We start from the raw sequence: 17845 nt of genomic DNA, 5'->3' as shown, positions 1-17845 counted from the left end.
ACCTTATTCCGAACCGATACCGACCGTCAGATTCCGGAATACCGTCCCGTCCGTATTGGCGACGAAGCCGATGCCGTTGCCCTGATACTGGCGGAACTGGTAGGGGCTGGTGGGAACTTCCCGGTTGTTCAGGTAAAAGTGAATCTGCTCGCCGGTTTTCCGGACGGTCAGCGTGTTCTTGGTCGTCGATAACCTCCCGCCGGCCGGCACATAATCCCCCCGCATATAGATCGTATAACTAAGGCCGTTAATCACGTACTTGATCGACACCTGGTGTTTGTTGTTGATTCGGAAGTGACAATAGTTCAGGCTGTCCCTGACGCCGAGGAGCAGCCCGGCGTCGGGAATCTGCCCGCCCGGCCCGGTGATGTCCACCTGTACCGAAAACGTATCGACCTTATTGAGCTGAATGGCGGGCGGCAGCGGGATGTAGCTGAACGCCGGCGTCTGGGGGTCGGCTCCCGCCATTTTTCGTACCCGATACCCTTTCTGGCTGATATCGTATGAATAGGCGCCCCGCTGCCCGATCCGCCAGCGGTTGCGGTTATCGGTAAAGTCTTCTTCGAACGACCGGATCACGGCCGGCGGGGGCGTGGGTTTGATTTTAACGTATACCCAGTCGCCGGTGGCAGAATACGTACCGGTTTGCGCTTTTCCTGCACTCGCAAAACACAGGACGGCCCAGATCAGAACGGCAAAACGCATAGATTTTCGGGTTAGAAGGTGTATTTAACGACCGCGACGGGCGTACCCGCCTGCGCGCCGGGCCGGACGCTGACTTTCGGGCGGGCGGGTCCGGTCCGGTTCCGTCGGTTCCATTCCTGCTGGTTCCGGGCGCCCCGGATAAAGGTGGAAACGATGTCGGTGATCCAAATCGCTCCGGCCAGCCGGGTGGCGATGTAATAGCGGTGATGCAGCGCATTGGCGCGGTCGTAGTAAGGCTGGGCGGCCGGGCGGCTCCGCTGCTGTTCGTACAGTTTGTATTCGTCGCGTGACTTTTTGCGCTCGGTGAGGCCGTAGGCCATGAGTCCGTAACACACCGAGGTAATGGCGAGCCGGTAGCCGATCCGGGGGCGGGGCGTCTGCACGAAAATGTTTCCGACCCCGGGCGCCAGCACCGACAGCAGGGCAAATTCCGGGCCGCCGGGTCGCCGGCTCAGGGTGTCGCGGGTACGGGTAGGAGTGGGGGGCGTTGGGGTGTCCATCGGGCGGGGACGGATGACTTTGACCAGAATCGTGGCCCGCACCGGCTCATCGAGTTCGTAACCGTTTTCGAGAACCCGCCACACGATCCGGCGGCCGGGGCCGGTCCGGACGTTCAGCCCCAGGTCGCCGGACAGGTACTGGGCCGACGGGTTGAGCAGGCCGTTGGTCTGGCTGCGGATGCGGACGTAGACCGAGTCGGTCGGCTGGTTGCCTTCGATGTCATAGAGGATTTCAAGGGATGAATCGTTGACGACGCTAAGCCGGATGTTTTTCACCACGATCTGTCCGAGGGAGGGAATGCTCACGGCCCAGAGTAACAGCCCCCATCCGGCGATCCATCGGTTCAAGGTTTTCATGCTGCGATTCAGTTGGTGACGGTAATCTGGCGGGAGGTGGTATATTTATCGTCGCACTGGTTATTGAGCACCAGCGTGACCGTATAGACCCCGGGTTTTTCGTAGAATACCGTAAACTGCGGGCCGGAACGGTTGCGGCCGTCGCCGAGATCCCAGCCGATGGCGCCGACGTCCCCTTTCTGATTCTCAAGGAAGTAAGTCACTTCCAGTTTGGCGGCAGTATATCCGATGGTGGCGGAAGGTTTCGTGCAAACCGGAAAGCTCTTTTGATCCAGATCGAAAGGTTCGCAGCCAAGGCAGCCAAAAGTAAGGAGGATCAGAAACGATAAAACTCTCTTCATTGCTGTACGACAGGCCCTCTTGTATAGACACAAAATAAAGCCATTCCTGCTACCAATCAAACGTTTGCCACATTCCCGGTAATTTTTTGTAAATTTATCCAGTATTGTAGTGGTTGGTTTTGTGTTTCCGATTCGCCAAAATCCCCCTAACTTTCCGGCTTTAAAGCCATCCCTGGAATGCCCTGGTCTGCAAAAACAAAAGAGGAGCTCGTCACGGAAATCCGGCGGCTGAGCAAGGAACTTGATATATTGAATTCGCTCGACGGGAGTTCCCGGCCGAGGAGTGCATCGGTTTTCGACGTCCGTAAAACCGTCGATCAGCTGAACCTCATCGGTCTGACCATCGAGAAAGACGGCACCGTCACCTTCTGTAATCAGTATACGCTCCGGATAACGGCCTGGCAGCCTGCCGACGTGATCGGGAAAAATTTCTTCGAGATTTTTATCCCCGCTTCCGAACGGGTTCAGGTTCAGCGTGACTTCGAGGACGCCATTTCACGGGGCGGTATTACCGAACTGAAGGAGATCAACCTGCTGGCGAAAAGCGGTGCCGTCCGGAACGTTCAATTGAACTCCATTATAATCAACAACTTAACGGAGCACTCCAACACGCCCGTGGTCACGTCATTCACCATCATCGGTGAAGACGTCACCAACAAGAAACGGGTAGCTTCGGCACTTTCGTATTCGAACGCCCAGCTTCAGGATCTGGTCGACAACACGAGCGACCTCATCCAGCTGCTGACGCTGGACGGAAAGTTCATGTTCGTGAACCGGGCCTGGCGGGAAGTGCTGGGGTACGGCTCCGACGAGATTGCGTCGCTCACCCTCCGCGATGTACTTCATCCGGATTATGCCGACAATACCATTCAACGGCTCGATCGCATCCGCGAAGGCGAGAAGTTTCCGTATTTCGAAACGGTTTTCCAGAGTAAGAAGGGTAAATCCATCTTTGTGTCGGGCAGCGTCAACTGCCGCTTCGATCAGGGCAAGCCGACGGCGTTCCGCTGCATCCTGCACAACATCACGAGCCGCATCCGGGCCGAGAAAGCCCAGAAGCTGTATTACAGCATCGCCAACTGGACGCTCAATGCCCACAACCTCGACGATCTGTACCAGAACATTCATGAGGAACTGGGCAACATCATCGACGCCCGCAACTTTTTTATCGCCCTTTACGACCAGAGCAAGAGTTTTCTTTATTTTCCGTACTACGTCGATGAATACTTCACCGGCATGCGGTTCACCAAGCGCAAGCTCGGCAACGGTCTGACCGAATACGCCATCCGGGCCAACAAGCCCCTCTTTCTCTACGAGCAGGATATTCAGCATCTGGCCGACACGCAGAACCTGTACCTGTACGGACAGATTCCGAAAGTCATGCTGTGCGTGCCGCTCCGCATCGGCGACCGCATCACCGGGATCATCGGCGTGAAAGCCTACGACAAAGCCGACGCCTACAACATCCGGGACCTCGAACTGCTCGAATTCATCTCCGGCCAGGTGGCTCTCGCCATTGCCCGGAAGCAGGACGAAGCCGCCATCAACAAACAGACCGCCCGCCTGAACGCCATCTTCGACAGCAGTTCGCACCTGATCTGGTCCGTCAGCAAGAGCTACCAGCTGACCTCCTTCAACCGGAATTACGCGCGGCTGATCGAAAACCAGCTGGGCGAAGTGCCGCAGCTGAACGTCACGACCGAAAAACTGGGCTGGCGGATCATCGGCGCGGACAACCGGCGGCTGCTCGAAGAAAAATACCGCCTGGCTTTCCGGGGGCTGCCCCAGACCGTGGAGCTTCATTTCCAGACGGTGAAGGGCGAAGCCTGGCTGGAGGTCCATCTCAACCCGATTCTGCTCACCGGCGGGGTGATCGAGGAAGTCTCCGGCATTGCCCGCGACATCACCGCCCGGAAACGGACGGAACTCGAACTGCGCCAGAGTGAGGAGAAATTCCGGGGAATTTTTGTCAACCTCCAGGATATCTACTGCCGCGTCGACCGCGAGGGCCGCATCACCATGATCAGCCCGTCGGTACTGAAACGGACCGGTTATACGCCGGAGGAGGTGCTGGGCCAGCCCATCACGAACTTTATCGACAAGCAGGACATTCACCGCGCCCTGCTGCGCGTCATCCGGAACAAAAGCCTGCGGAACTTCGAAGCCACGCTCCGGCGCAAAGACGGAACCGAACGGCAGATCATGCTCAACATGCTGACGCTGAACGATAAGTCGGGGCGGGTGGAGGAGGTGGCCGCCCTGGCCCGCGACATCACCGAACTGAAGCGGAATGCCCAGGAGCTGATGAAGGCCAAAGATGAAGCCGAACGCTCGCTGAAAGTGAAGGAGCGCTTCCTGGCCAACATGAGCCACGAAATCCGGACCCCGATGAACGGGGTCATCGGCATGATCGACCTGCTGAACGATACCCCGCTCAACCTGGAGCAGAAGGAATACGTCCAGACGATCAAAAAGTCGTCCGAAACCCTGCTCAATATTCTCAATGATATCCTCGACCTGTCGAAGATCGAAGCCGGGAAGATGGTGCTGCACGACGCGCCGATTCCGCTTCAGGAAGTCCTCGACAAACTGGTTTCGCTGTTCGGCCAGCAGGCGAATGCCAAAGGCAATACCCTGACCTATCATCTGGACGAGGAGCTGCCCAGATTCATCATTGCCGACCAGACCCGCCTGCTCCAGATTCTGTCGAACCTGACCTCGAACGCCATCAAGTTCACCGAGAAGGGCGCCGTGGAGGTTCGGGTGTCGCTGGAAAGCAAAAAAGGCAAGTTCAACCGCATCCGGTTCGAGGTGAAGGACTCCGGTATCGGCATTGCCAAAGACGACCTCGGGCTGCTGTTCAACTCGTTCAGCCAGGTGGAGATGTCGTCCCGGAAATCTTTCGGCGGAACCGGCCTGGGACTGGCCATCTCGAAAGAGCTGGCTTCCCTGATGAAAGGGAACATCGGCGTGGTTTCGGAGGTCGGAAAAGGCAGCACGTTCTGGTTCACCATCGAAGTGAAGGAAACGTCGATCAGTCCGATCGAACAGCGGAACGAACAGGCCGATCTGCCCCTGCAGGATATTCTGAAAGACGCCCATCCGAATCTGCTGCTGGTCGACGATAATGCCGTCAATCGCAAAGTGGCGACCGAGATCCTGAAAAAAGCCGGCTGCCGGGTCGATACGGCTTCGAGCGGGCAGGAAGCCATCGAGAAAGTGACGGCGGCCTTCTCCGACCAGGGCGAGCGGTATGAATTGATTTTCATGGACATCCAGATGCCGGACCTGGACGGGGTGGAAACGACCCGGCGGCTGCGGGACCAGTTCGGAGCCCATCTGCCGCCCATCATCGCCATGACGGCCTACTCCATGCGCGAAGACCGGGATCGCTTTCTGAGCCAGGGCCTCGACGACTACATTGCCAAGCCGATCCGGGCCCAGAGCCTGATCGCCAAGGTGAAGGAGGTCGTCGATGCCGGCAAAGCCTTCCGTGAAGCCGCCCGGATGCGGTCCAAACAGATGGAGATCATCCGGGAAATGGAACTGCCGATGATCGACGCCGGTATCGTCGCCCAACTGGAGCAACTCGGCGGCCGGGACCTGGTCACCTCTATTTTCGAGGATTTCGGCCAGGAAGCCACGACGCTGGTGCAGGGCTCGCTCGATGCGTTCGCGATCGGGGACATTCCGACCATCAAGGGCCATCTGCATACCCTGAAAGGCAGTGCCGGAACGATCGGGATCGCCCGGATCGCGCAGATCGCCCGGGATGCGGAAGGGAAGCTGAAAACCAACGATACCGGCACCCTCGCCGACGATCTGCACCAGCTGGACAAGGAATTTAAACTGTTCCTGTCCGAATACAAAACGGTTCTGGACAAACTGGTACCCGAAAAAGCCTGAATAGTAAGCCGCTGATCCATTCACATGCCCAATCGTCAGTTGATTTCATCCGGTACGCCCTGGGAGACTTTTGTCGCCTACAGCCGTGCCGTGCGCGTCGGCGATCTGATCGAAGTTTCCGGCACAACCGCCATGAATGGGGACATTCTGGTGGGGGAAGGAAGTTTTTACGAGCAGACCCGTTTTATTCTTCAGAAGATTAAGGCGACCCTGGAACAGGCCGGATCCTCGCTGGCCGAGGTCGTCCGCACCCGCATGTACGTGACCGACATCTCGCAGTGGGAGGAAGTCGGACGCGCCCACGGTGAAGTTTTCGGTGACATCCGACCCGCAGCTTCGATGGTCCAGGTCAGCGCCCTGATCGACCCCCGGCTGCTGGTCGAGATCGAGGTGACGGCCGTCGCCGGTCCGAAAGAATAGGGGACACCCACCACCTGGTTTCGTATAGCCCTGCCGTTCTGTGACTTGTCGCAGCGACGGCAGGGTTTTTATATGTTCATTTTGCTGAAAAAATGCAATAAAATATTTGATAGTTACACATTATGTGCGTAACTTCATTCAAAACCCTGTACAGCCATGAGAAAATTTCTGATAACTTCCATGTTGCTGGTCAGTGGAACGCTGGCCGGATGGGCGCAGGCAGATCATGACGCCATCAAGCGCGTGCTATACAACGAGACCGAAGGGTTCTTCAAAGGGGATAAAGCCAAATGGGCCGACTGCTGGGCACACACGCCTTATGTGTATTTTGCCGCGAATCTGTACGGAGGAGATTTTACCCTGATCAAAGGGTGGGACAATCTCGAAAAACAGTTTAAAGCCCAGTTCAACACCAACCGACCGAAGGAGAAAGTGGTGGTTCAGAATGCCAATTATACCATCCGCCAGAACGGCAATATGGCGTTTGTCTGGTACGACCAGACGCTACAGGACAGTCACGGACGAACCACCTCCAAGGAATCCCGGGTGGTTGAAAAAATTGGCGGGAAATGGAAAATCATTCACGTCTGCGCATTCACCAATCTAAAAGGGCTGACCGCCGAAAATATTAAATAATGTCTGGAAAAGCCGGTTCGACCGGCTTTTTTTATCTGAAGCCGATTATTAGTTTCTTTCTGCAACCTTCCGTATTTTTCACCGGAAATCCTTTAAAAAGAAGGGCTTTTCGGCTGGCCCTCGCCTTATATTGAAATCGACAATCATTTTTATTAAGCAGTTTCTACTTATAAACTAAAGCAGTACTTTTGTTGGGTATGGCTCCTAATCACCTACTAATCAGTCAGTTGCCCACCAATTGGTAAGTATCGACTCATGATGACAGAGAAACAAAATCAGACAAACGGAGAGATTGTCCCTACCCAACTGATAATCAAGAGAGCAGTAGAAGTTATTTGCGGAAAATGGCGGTTGTCCATTATCCATCTGCTGCGCAATGAAACGTTACGATACGGTGAAATAAAACGGTTGATTCCCGGTATCAGCGAGAAAGTGCTGGTCCACGAGTTGAAGCAATTGGTTGAACTGGGAATGCTGGAGAAAAAATCCTACGGTGAAATACCGCCGAGGGTAGAATATACCCTTACCGAAAAAGGCCGCACGGTGGTGCCGGTGATCGACCTTCTGGAAGAGGTAGGGCAGGCATTTCTCTGATTTAGAATCCGGCCAGCCGGTAGCTGAGCGAAAGGGCGGCAAACCCGATGAACCCCGTAATGCCGCTGTCGTTGAATATTCCTCCGACGGGCAGGGTATACCGCAGGTCGGCTTCCAGCCGGTTGAGCAATGTCAGGCCGACGCCCCCTTCGGCCGAAAAATTGAACTTTTTGATCTGAAGCGGCCCGGCTTCTTTCCGGTCGAGCAGGTCCACTTTATCCGCCCGGTCGATGGGTCCGCCCGGAAAGGGGATGCTGCCGTTCGGCCCGACCCGGCCGGGTTCGATCCGGCCCGTGACCGTCCGGTCGGCCGACGACTGGACGGAAAACATCAGACTGGGTCCCGCGTAGATCCGGAACCGGCCCTCCTTCCAGGTTTTGCCGATATGAAGCGGCACATTGACCGAGTTCAGGGTCGATTCGGTCGCTACATTCAGGGACGCGAACAATTGCCCCGGCTGAATCAGGGCCGGAACCTCCACGTTGAATGATGAGGCCGCCAGCACGTCCGTCCGGGCGATGGATGCGGTTTGTTTCAGCACTACCGACTGATACTCGACGCCTGCCTGAAGAAAAAAGGACCGGAACGGTTTGCGCGCCCAGATTCCGGCGACGTAGCCGACGCCGATTCCATCGTTCGAATTCCGGATGCGGGGAATCTCCACTCCGGCGGAAACCGGCCGGGCCGGCAGCGCCGTGAAACCATGGGTGAAGGTGGCGCCCGCCCGGATGCCCAGTTCTGCGGGCTGCTGGGCCAGAGCCGCCGTAGTGGAAAAAAGAGCGATCCAGGCCATCCGGAAATGTCTCATGTGCGGAGTCGAAGTTACAGTCAGACGTAGTTCAGCATTGAATATCTTTCACAAGAACGTAAAACTCGGCCAAGCTGGGAACAGGATCGCCATTATTTTAACGTGAAGCGGATTACTTCCGACGAAGGAGGCCGTCTAAACAGATTCATACCGCTTCACGGCCCGGTACCGAAACAGTTCGGATGCTGTGTTGTTGTTGTAGGGAAACCCTGATTCAATTGTTCACTAAAACACAAAATCAAATGGGACTGCTTAGTTTCTTCAAAGGAGTTGGCGAAAAAGTATTTGGTAAGGAGCACGAGGCACCGGCCGCCGAACCGGCCAAAGCCGCCGAGGTGGAACCTCTGAAAGCCAGTGCACTGCTCAATCACGTCAAGCAGCTTGGCCTGGCTTACAAAAAGCTGACGGTCAAGACCGCCGGCGACACGGTGGTACTCGAAGGAGAGGTGGCCCGGCAGGAAGATGCCGAAAAGCTGGCGCTGGCCGTCGGGAACGTGGAGGGCGTTCACCAGGTCGATAACCGCCTGCAGGTTGATCAGCCCGAACCGGAAGGAAAGTTCCATACCGTCGAAGAGGGCGATTCGCTGTCGGCCATCGCCAAGAAAGTATACGGCGATCCTATGAAATACGGCGTTATCTTCGAAGCCAACAAACCGATGCTGAAAGATCCGGATCTGATCTATCCGGGTCAGGTGCTGCGAATTCCGCAGCTTTAACCGGCTTTCGGGACAATAGGGAAAGGCGCTTTCTGTGGAGGGCGCCTTTTCAGCGTTTATAGAGGCAGGTTTCCGAAATTTCGGCCACCGAGCGGCATCCGGCCAGTGCCATCGTCAGCTCGAAATCGGCCAGAAAATTGAGCAGCACCTCCCGGACCCCCGCAGCGCCGGCCAGCGCCAGCCCATAGACGTAAGGACGGCCCAAGCACACGGCCGTCGCGCCCAGCGCCAGCGCCTTGAACGCATCGGCACCCCCGCGCACCCCGCCGTCGAGCAGAACAGGAACCCGCCCGCCGACGGCTTTCACCACCCCAGGCAGAGCCTCCAGCGTACTGATCGCTCCGTCGACCTGCCGGCCGCCGTGGTTGGAGACAATCAGGCCGTCCATGCCGTAATCCAGGGCTTTCCGGGCGTCGTCCGGGTGCAGGATGCCTTTCAGGAGGATCGGAAGCCGGGTCAGATTCCGAAGGTAGGAGAGGTGATCCCAGGTCAAAGCCGGGTTGGAGTAGATGTTGACGAACTTCCGGACGGCCGCCAGGGGGCGCCCGGAGCGCAGCTTCCCGAAAAAACCGGGGCCGGGGTAGCGCCGGGTCGACTGTATCAGCGTCCGGATGGCATCGGTAGTAATGATTCGTCTGGGCATCGGACCGGGGTCAGGCTCGTCGAGCAGGCGCTGAAAAACCGGGTCGCTGGTATATTGGGCGATGCCCATGCCGCGCAGGAACGGGAGGTGGGCCAGGTCGAGGTCCTGGGTTCGCCAGCCCAGCAGTGTAGTGTCGAGCGTCAGGACGATGGCCTCGCAGCCACAGGTTTCGGCCCGACCGACGAAGCTGGCGATCAGTTCATCGGATTTGCTCCAGTACAGCTGAAACCAGCGGGGAGCGTCGGCCATGACGGCCGCCACCTGTTCCATCGGAACCGAAGCCTGATTGGAAAAGATGAAGGGAATACCCAGGTTCGCTGCGGCCCGGCCGACGGCGGTATCGGCCTCCGGATGCGCCATTTCCAGGACGCCGATGGGGGCCAGCAGGAGGGGAGCCGGTAAGGTCCTGCTGAACAGGCTGATGCGGAGATCACGTCCGGAGACGTCCCGCAGCATTCGAGGAACGATCGGAAACGGGTCGAAGGCCGCCCGGTTGCGGTCGATGGTGGCGCCCCGCCCGGCTCCGCCGATGACGTAGGCCGCGGCCTGCTGGCTCATCCGGGCACGGGCCGCCTGTTCGAGCCGGTCCGCATCGACCGGTATGCGCGGAAGCCGCCCGGAAGCGCCCTCCAGATAGATCTGCCGCTGGCGGTCAAGGGCGTTCATGGGGAACCGGCGCTATTCGGCGGTAAAATGAGGATTTTCGATAATGCCCAGTACATTTCCGAAAGGGTCTTTGACGCTGGCGACCTTGATGTCACCGCCCACCTCCTCAATCCCGGAATGGACACTGGCGCCGTGGCTCATCAGGTGCTCCCAGGCTTTTTCGATGTTCGGCACACCCCAGTAAGTAATGGTACTTCCGTCGACCGGCGGGGTGGTGGGGTCCAGCCCCAGTTCGTACCCCCCGACCGAAAAGCCGACATAGAACGATTCGTCGAAATATGGCTTGATCCCCAATATGGTAGAGTACCAGGACTTAGCGTAAACCAGATCGGGGGCCGCGTAGATTACCGTGCGCAGGCCCAGAAATGCGGATGCCATATACAAAGGGTATTTGTTCCTTCGGAAGAAGGCCGAACGGAAATGAATTGGAAAAATAAGAAAAAAGATTGAACGCAATACAGATTATTACTTTATCGGCTACCCGGTTCGGGGGCCTGTAACCGGCGGGATTTTGCCGTTTTTGAAAAAATGAGTCGGAAGTGACGATTGTTTTACGAAGCAAATATAAACTTGCATAAAAATTGCTCGCTTGTTGGTATGTCAAAGAAAAAGCAATCTTCAACGGTACAGAGACCGGTGGCCCGTTCCCTGGCCGGCAGCCACTCCCAACTGGTTCCGGGCAGTCGTCCGGGCGCTTCTTTGGTTCGTTCCGGGACGCCGGCGCCGAAACCGCGGCCGGCAGAGTCTGCTCCGCTTAGCCCCCGGCCGTTACATCCGCTCTGGGCCCTGATCGTCGGGATGGTTGCCTGCGGCCTGTATGCCAATACCCTCCACCACGGCCTGGCGCTCGACGATATTGCCGCCATCACCCAGAACCTGTTCGTCCAGAAAGGGATCGAAGGCATTCCCGACCTGCTGAAGACCGAATTCTGGCATTTCAGCAACATTTCCCTCGGATACTACCGGCCGCTGGCTCTCATCACGTTCGCCCTGGAAAAGGAGTTTTTCAACGCCGACCCGCAGATCAGCCACCTCATCAATGCCGGACTGTATGGCCTGACCGGCTTCTTTCTGGTCCTTCTCCTCCAGAAGTGGCTTCCGGGCCGGACGGTTCTGACCACGCTCATCGCCCTCCTTTTCGTGGCTCATCCGATTCATACCGAGGTGGTGGCCAACATCAAAAGCCGCGATGAGATGCTGAGTTTCCTGTTTATGAGTCTCGTGCTGCTGACCTACTGGAAGTATCTGGAAACCCGGCGGGCGGGCTGGGTCGTCTTTTCGGCCTTCTGGATGTATCTGACCTTTCTTTCCAAGGAGTCGTCGCTGGTAGGGCTGGGCCTGATCGTGATCATGTCGTATACTTTCGCTCAGAGGAAGTTCTGGCCCTCGGTGCTCAGCATCTGGCCCTATCTGATCGTAACGGCCCTGTTCTTCTGGCAGAAAAAAGTCATGATCGGCACCCTCAGCGGCAACCCTCCGGTAGACTGGGCCAACTATCCCTATGCGCTGGAGAACACCCGGTTTCTTACGACCTTCAAATTCTTCGCCCACTACCTCCGGCTGCTGGTGTTCCCGGTGCATCTGTCGTATGATTACTCCTACAACGTCATTCCGTCGGGCCGTCCGAACGACGGGCTGACGTGGGTGGGTTTGCTCTCGTTCGGCGGGTTAGCCTGGCTGGCCTGGCGGGGCTTTTGGGCGCGAACCCTCTGGGGTTTCGGGTTGGTCTGGATGTTCATCACCATGGCACCGGGCCTGGGCTTCGTGGCCTTCCGGGGCGGCATTCTGGCCGAACGGTTCCTGTATTCACCGGTCCTGGGCTTCGTGACGGCCGCCGTGGCGGGTCTGGATCTTCTTTTGTTAAACCGCCTGAAACTGCCCGAAACCGCTCCGGCACTTCGGAGGTATGGCGTGCTGGCGGGTGTCTGTCTGGTCGTGGCCGGTTTGTTCAGCTTCCGGACCCTCTCGCGCAACGGCGACTGGAAAGACAATTTTACCCTGTTCAACAGCGGGCTGGAATATGCCTCCAACAGCTGCCAGGTACACCGTCACGTGGCCAACGAGTGGATCACCAAATGCGCGGGAGAAAAGAACCCGGCCCGAAAACGGGAGTATTTCAATAAGGTCATTTATCACCTCCGGCGGTCGACGGAGATTTATCCCGGCTTTGGCGAGGCTTTTTTCTCCATCGCCTATTCCTATCAGAAGCTGATCCCGAACCGCGATTCAGCCGTATATTACTACAAACAGGCCATCCGGGCCTCTTCGAACTACGCGCCGGCCTACAACAACCTCGGCGTCATCTTTCAGAATGAGCGCCGGTATCACCTTGCTTCCTATTACTACAACCTGTCGATGATGGTCAATCCGGCGTATCAGGACGGGAAAAACAACTGGGCGAACCTGAAGCAGCAACTGGGCTTAGACGTCAAAATCCTGCCCGACAGCCTCAAATACGAAGCCGTATTACCGACCGCCCCCTTACCGGTCAGTGTGCCTACCCTGCGGTTTCCGGTAAAAGGGGTTTGAGAGTTGGGGAGTTAAAGAGTGGAGGGGTTGGGGAGTCGGCTTTGCTATGCAGAGCTAACTCCCCAACCCCTCCACTCTTTAACTCCTAAACTTATTTCGCGTACGCAACGGAGCGCATCTCCCGGATTACGGTCACTTTGATCTGGCCGGGATACTGCATCTCCTTCTCGATTTTCTGGGAAATATCAAACGAGAGCGTGTTGGCTTTTTCGTCGGTGACGTTGTCGGCATCGACCATGACCCGCAGTTCGCGGCCCGCCTGGATGGCGTAGCATTTGGTGACGCCCTGGAAGTTCATCGCCAGTTCTTCCAGTTCTTTCAGCCGCTTGATGTAGGACTCCATCATTTCACGACGGGCGCCCGGGCGCGAACCGGAAACGGCGTCGCAGACCTGCACGATGGGGGAGATGAGGGTGGTCATCTCGATCTCGTCGTGGTGGGCGCCGATGGCGTTGCAGACTTCCGGGTGTTCCTTGTACTTCTTCGCCAGTTCCATGCCCAGGATGGCGTGCGGTAGTTCAGCCTCTTCGGGCCATACTTTTCCGATGTCGTGCAGCAGGCCGGCGCGTTTGGCCAGTTTGGCGTTCAGGCCGAGTTCGGCGGCCATGGTGGCGCAGAGTTTGGCGACCTCGCGGGAGTGCTGCAGCAGGTTCTGGCCGTAGCTGGAGCGGAACCGCATCCGGCCGATCATTTTGATCAGTTCGGGGTGGAGCCCATGGATGCCCAGGTCGATGACGGTGCGTTCGCCGATTTCGACGATCTCGTCTTCAATGTTCTTCCGGGTTTTGGCCACGATTTCCTCGATCCGGGCGGGGTGAATCCGGCCGTCCTGAACCAGCCGGTGCAGCGACAGCCGGGCAATTTCGCGCCGGACGGGATCGAACCCGGAAATGATGATGGCTTCCGGCGTGTCGTCGACGATGATTTCAACCCCCGTGGCGGCTTCGAGCGCCCGGATGTTGCGGCCCTCGCGGCCGATCACTTTCCCCTTGATGTCGTCGCTTTCGATATTAAATACCGAAACGCAGTTTTCGATGGCGTGTTCGGTGGCCGTCCGCTGGATGGTTTCGATGACGACCTTCTTCGCTTCTTTGGTGGCGGTCAGTTTGGCTTCTTCGACGATGCCCTTGACGTAGGAGGAGGCCCGGGATTCGGCTTCGGCCTTCAGGGCGTCGACCAGCTGTTCGCGGGCCTGTTCAGCGGTCAGACCGGCAATTTTCTCCAGCGCTTCCACCTGCTGCAGGTGCATCCGCTCGGCTTCTTCCCGGCGTTTATTGAGCGTTTCCTGCTGCTGGTGCAGCTGCTGCTTCTGTTGATCGAGTTCGGATTCCCGGCGTTTATACTGGTCGGCCTGCTGCTGGAGTTGCTGTTCCCGCTGTTTAAGCTTGTTCTCGTTGGTAATCAGGATGTTCTTCTTTCGGTTGGTATCCTCTTCAAATTCGGCCTTCAGTTTAAGGTACTTTTCTTTCGCTTCAAGAATGCGGTCTTTTTTAATATTTTCAGCCGTTTGCTCGGCGTTTTTAATGATTTCGGCCGCTCTCAGTTCTGCATCCCTTTCACGTTGGGAAAACAGGCGGCTTAGGAGCTTCCTGCCGATGTAGATCCCAACCGCCACGGCGATCAGGTCCGACAGGAGCATTACCCAGAAATTAATTTCCATGTCCGTAGACGTTTGTGTGAAACATATAGTTACCCACAGACTCTACCTGGCCGGAAAATGAAGCACTCCGACCTCGGATGGGTCGGAACAATGTACGGGGGAAGGTGATAAACGAATCAGCCGACGGTCCGGTTTCAGGTCGTCAGCACTGAGTCGATCAGTTCGTGCAAACGAGTAATCCGTTGCGTCAACTTCTCCTGCAAGGCCCTTTTCTCGTTGCGTTCGGTCAGCAATCCTACGGTACTCAGAACGGCGGTTTCCGCCAGAATGTCCTGATCGTCCCGTTTTTTCTTCCTTTTTTGCTCTTCCTGTAGTCGTTCGTTCACGAAACGACCTGCGTCCCGGGTTACTGCCTCCTGGTCAGGATGAACGGTAACCGGGTAGTTCCGGCCTGCAATTCGGATATGTATGGACAAAAACTCTTCCATCCGTACAGCTTGTCTAACCGACTCCCGTTCGCTTTCAAAGGCGTTTCCGGTGGTCGGCGGGTATTTATGACAAGTCACTCAAATAGGCGATACACCGATCCAGTTCGTCGATGTAGGCCGTGAGCTGTTGCTTCAATTCGGCAGTAGCCTCTGCGTCATTGCGATTGTTGTTTACAATCTTAGCAAAATTAGTTGACTTAGAAAACCCCTTCGAGGAATTGGCGGCTATTTTCTCCAGTTGCCGGATCTGATTCTGTTGTTTGGCAACCTGATCGGCGAGGCCGGCTTTCTCCCTTTCGAGGGCGTTTTTTTCGATTTCAAGATCCCGAATACGCTGCCGGGCCGCATTGATCGCATCGACCAACCGGGTCACCTTCTTTTCGAGGGTGTCCAACTGCAGGAATAACGGCGATGCGTTGTTCATGGATCTTTTGATTAACCGGTAAGGAACAGGCCTTCAGCCGTTACCTTTTTCTGTCACTTGCGGATAACCGCCCCCAGCTCGCGCTCGAAAGCCGACATGAGCCGGTTCATCGTTTTGTCGATCACCGTGTCGTTGAGCGTCTGGCCGGGGTCCTGCAAGGTAAAACTTACGGAGTAGGATTTTTTACCCGCGCCCAGATTTTCTCCTTCATACACGTCGAACACGTTCAGATCGCGCAGTAGTTTTCGCTCGGTCTGGTAGGCCAGCCGGCTGATCTGCTCGTAGCTGACGGTACGGTCCAGCACCAGCGACAGATCGCGACGCACCTCGGGGAACCGCGGCACTTCCGCAAATTCTACCTTGCCGTTGTAAAGCCGGAGCAGATACTGCCAGTCGAAGTCGGCAAAGAAGACCGGCTGTTTCAGTTCCACCAGTCGGGCCAGATTCCGTCTGACGAGCCCGAGCGTCACCACCGGCTTCTTATTCACCGACAGGATTAAGCCATACTGGAATAAGGCCGGGTCAGCCGGCTGGCTCTCAGTCGGTTTCACCCGCATTGAAGTCAGGATCCGCTGCACCGCCCCGGCCAGGTCGTGGTAAGTAACCGGCTCGCTTTTTCCAAACCAGCTTTCCGACTGTACGTTCCCCGTCATCCAGAGACCCAGATGCCGCCGTTCGATGAACCGTTCGCCCTGCCGGCCGTACGACTTGCCGAACTCGAAAATCTTCAGGTCTTTCTGCCGGCGGTTCAGGTTGTAGACCAGCGTTTCCAGACCCGAGAACAACAGCGTCTGCCGCATCACCGACAACTCCTCGCTCAGCGGGTTCAGCAACTGAACGTCCGCGTTCGGGAGCGTCGGGCGGATGGCCTCATGGTAGGCCGGGCGCGTCAGCGAGTTGGTCAGGGTCTCGAAGAATCCGCCCGCGGCCAGCAGCTGACTGACCCGCTCCTGCAACCGGTCGGGATCGGTTTCCGGAAATTCGGAAAGAAAGTCCGAGGCCAGATGGTCGGAGAGGGGGACATTGTCGAGTCCGTAAATCCGGAGGATTTCCTCGATTACGTCGGCCTCCCGTTCCACATCGACCCGATAGGGCGGAACCAGGGCCGTAAAGCCGTCGTCGGTCGCGTCCGAAACCCGGATGTCCAGGCTTTCCAGAATCCGGGTGATCTCCGCCCGTTCGATACGGATACCGATCAGCCGGTCCACATTCTTATACCGAACCGGAACGCTGCGGTCGCCGATCGGGTCCGGATAAAGATCGACGATGTCCGAACTGACCGTGCCGCCGGCCACTTCCTGAATCAGCAGGGCGGCCCGTTTCAGGGCGACCACCGGCAGGTTGGGGTCCGTGCCGCGCTCGAACCGGAAGGAGGCATCGGTTTTCAGACCGTGATGCTGCGCCGTCCGGCGAATCCAGGCGGGGTTGAAGCAGGCCGATTCCAGAAAAATACGGGTGGTCTGCCTGGTGACGCCGGAACTGGCCCCGCCGAACACTCCGCCGATGCACATGGGTTCTTCGGCATTGCAGATCATCAGATCCGTGGCCGCGAGTTTACGTTCGACCCCGTCGAGGGTCACGAAGGGCGTTCCTTCCGCAACCGTCCGCACCACGACCGTTTCGCCCGTAATCCAGTCGGCGTCGAAAGCGTGCAGGGGCTGACCGAGTTCGTGCAGGACGTAATTAGTGACGTCCACCACGTTGTTGATCGGGTTCAGGCCGATGGCCCTCAGCCGCCGTTTCAGCCAGTCGGGCGATTCGCCGACCGTCAGTCCGTCGATGGTCAGACCGGTATAGCGGGGCGCGGCTTCCGGGTTTTCCACCACCACCCCGATCGGCAGATTCCGGTTATCGACCCGGAAAGCCTCCAGGGAAGGCCACTGGACCGGGCGGTTCAGCACCGCCTTCAGGTCCCGGGCAACGCCGAGGTGCGAAGCCGCATCGGCCCGGTTGGGCGTCAGACCGATCTCGATCTGGTAATCGGCTTCCAGCCCGAAATATTTCACGGCCGGGGTGCCGTTGGGCAGGTCGGTATCCAGCACCATGACGCCGGCGTGGGAAGTCCCCAGCCCGATTTCATCCTCGGCGCAGATCATACCTTCGGAAGCCGCCCCCCGGATTTTAGCTTTTTTGATGACGAAAGACTCTCCGCTCGTCGGGTGCAGGGTGGCCCCCACCAGCGCGACCACCACTTTCTGACCGGCGCGGACATTCGGCGCTCCGCAGACGATCGACAGGGGCGCTTCCTGGCCTGCATCGACGGTCGTCAGACTAAGTTTATCGGCATCCGGATGCTTTTCACAGGTGAGCACTTCGCCGATGACCACCCCCTCCAGACCGCCCGGAATCGTTTCTATTCTGGAAATTCCCTCCACCTCCAGCCCCGTGCCGGTCAGGATCTTTCCGACCTCTTCCGGGGCTTCGGGCAGGGTAATCAACTGATTAAGCCACTGATAGGAAATCTTCATACTTCAACTGAAAATGGATTGCAAAGATAAGAGAAATAGTTGGC

General features: G+C 57.3%; 16 protein-coding genes. 6 read left to right on the top strand and 10 right to left on the bottom strand.

What is annotated here, in order from left to right; all coding sequences use genetic code 11:
- Positions 1-3 precede the first annotated feature (3 nt).
- Genes DX909_RS09425 through DX909_RS09415 form a run of 3 tightly spaced genes read right to left on the bottom strand, consistent with a single transcriptional unit; the run spans position 4 to position 1903 of the window.
- Positions 4-705 carry a hypothetical protein gene (locus DX909_RS09425; protein ID WP_128544882.1) on the bottom strand — a complete coding sequence of 234 codons (702 nt, stop codon included), beginning with the start codon at positions 703-705 and terminating at the stop codon, positions 4-6.
- Between the two features lie 11 nt (positions 706-716).
- The gene (locus DX909_RS09420) at positions 717-1562 is read right to left on the bottom strand and encodes a hypothetical protein (protein WP_128544881.1); all 846 of its coding nucleotides are present in this window, start codon (positions 1560-1562) and stop codon (positions 717-719) included.
- Between the two features lie 8 nt (positions 1563-1570).
- A complete protein-coding gene (locus DX909_RS09415; protein ID WP_128544880.1) occupies positions 1571-1903 on the bottom strand; it encodes a PKD domain-containing protein in 333 nt (110 codons plus the stop codon).
- Between the two features lie 177 nt (positions 1904-2080).
- On the opposite strand from DX909_RS09415, the gene DX909_RS09410 reads away from it, so the two are divergent.
- The 4 genes from DX909_RS09410 to DX909_RS09395 all read left to right on the top strand — a co-directional run bounded on the left by DX909_RS09410 (position 2081) and on the right by DX909_RS09395 (position 7459).
- On the top strand, positions 2081-5809 hold the full coding sequence (locus tag DX909_RS09410) for a PAS domain S-box protein (protein WP_128544879.1): 3729 nt from the start codon (positions 2081-2083) through the stop codon (positions 5807-5809).
- 24 nt (positions 5810-5833) lie between these two features.
- Positions 5834-6229 (top strand): RidA family protein, encoded by a 396-nt coding sequence (locus tag DX909_RS09405; RefSeq protein ID WP_128544878.1) that lies wholly within the window; start codon positions 5834-5836, stop codon positions 6227-6229.
- Between the two features lie 156 nt (positions 6230-6385).
- Positions 6386-6865, top strand: coding sequence for a YybH family protein (locus DX909_RS09400; protein ID WP_128544877.1), 480 nt, complete (start codon positions 6386-6388; stop codon positions 6863-6865).
- Positions 6866-7120: 255 nt separating this feature from the next.
- Positions 7121-7459 (top strand): winged helix-turn-helix transcriptional regulator, encoded by a 339-nt coding sequence (locus DX909_RS09395; RefSeq protein ID WP_229310998.1) that lies wholly within the window; start codon positions 7121-7123, stop codon positions 7457-7459.
- Between the two features lies 1 nt (position 7460).
- Here DX909_RS09395 and DX909_RS09390 read toward each other — a convergent pair whose 3' ends face one another.
- Positions 7461-8267 carry an outer membrane beta-barrel protein gene (locus DX909_RS09390; protein WP_128544876.1) on the bottom strand — a complete coding sequence of 269 codons (807 nt, stop codon included), beginning with the start codon at positions 8265-8267 and terminating at the stop codon, positions 7461-7463.
- 242 nt (positions 8268-8509) lie between these two features.
- On the opposite strand from DX909_RS09390, the gene lysM reads away from it, so the two are divergent.
- Entirely contained in the window at positions 8510-8983 is a 474-nt protein-coding gene (lysM, locus tag DX909_RS09385) for a peptidoglycan-binding protein LysM (protein WP_128544875.1), read from the top strand.
- A gap of 49 nt (positions 8984-9032) precedes the next feature.
- Here lysM and DX909_RS09380 read toward each other — a convergent pair whose 3' ends face one another.
- Both DX909_RS09380 and DX909_RS09375 read right to left on the bottom strand, forming a co-directional pair.
- Entirely contained in the window at positions 9033-10292 is a 1260-nt protein-coding gene (locus DX909_RS09380; RefSeq protein ID WP_128544874.1) for a lactate 2-monooxygenase, read from the bottom strand.
- 12 nt (positions 10293-10304) lie between these two features.
- Positions 10305-10670, bottom strand: coding sequence for a VOC family protein (locus tag DX909_RS09375; RefSeq protein ID WP_128544873.1), 366 nt, complete (start codon positions 10668-10670; stop codon positions 10305-10307).
- A 258-nt stretch (positions 10671-10928) separates the two neighbouring features.
- On the opposite strand from DX909_RS09375, the gene DX909_RS09370 reads away from it, so the two are divergent.
- Entirely contained in the window at positions 10929-12821 is a 1893-nt protein-coding gene (locus DX909_RS09370) for a tetratricopeptide repeat protein (RefSeq protein ID WP_206512981.1), read from the top strand.
- Between the two features lie 91 nt (positions 12822-12912).
- On the opposite strand, the gene rny is transcribed toward DX909_RS09370, so the two are convergent.
- From rny to pheT, 4 genes are all read right to left on the bottom strand, one after another.
- Positions 12913-14481 carry a ribonuclease Y gene (rny, locus tag DX909_RS09365; RefSeq protein ID WP_128544872.1) on the bottom strand — a complete coding sequence of 523 codons (1569 nt, stop codon included), beginning with the start codon at positions 14479-14481 and terminating at the stop codon, positions 12913-12915.
- 134 nt (positions 14482-14615) lie between these two features.
- The gene (locus DX909_RS09360) at positions 14616-14909 is read right to left on the bottom strand and encodes a cell division protein ZapA (protein WP_128544871.1); all 294 of its coding nucleotides are present in this window, start codon (positions 14907-14909) and stop codon (positions 14616-14618) included.
- Positions 14910-14973: 64 nt separating this feature from the next.
- The gene (locus DX909_RS09355; protein WP_128544870.1) at positions 14974-15333 is read right to left on the bottom strand and encodes a hypothetical protein; all 360 of its coding nucleotides are present in this window, start codon (positions 15331-15333) and stop codon (positions 14974-14976) included.
- A gap of 53 nt (positions 15334-15386) precedes the next feature.
- Entirely contained in the window at positions 15387-17801 is a 2415-nt protein-coding gene (gene pheT / locus DX909_RS09350; protein WP_128544869.1) for a phenylalanine--tRNA ligase subunit beta, read from the bottom strand.
- Positions 17802-17845 lie beyond the last annotated feature (44 nt).

It is taken from the genome of Larkinella soli, assembly GCF_003703975.1.
Taxonomy (GTDB): domain Bacteria; phylum Bacteroidota; class Bacteroidia; order Cytophagales; family Spirosomataceae; genus Larkinella; species Larkinella soli.
Note: the sequence above shows the minus strand (reverse complement) of the source record. Positions and strands in the feature narration are given on the sequence as shown.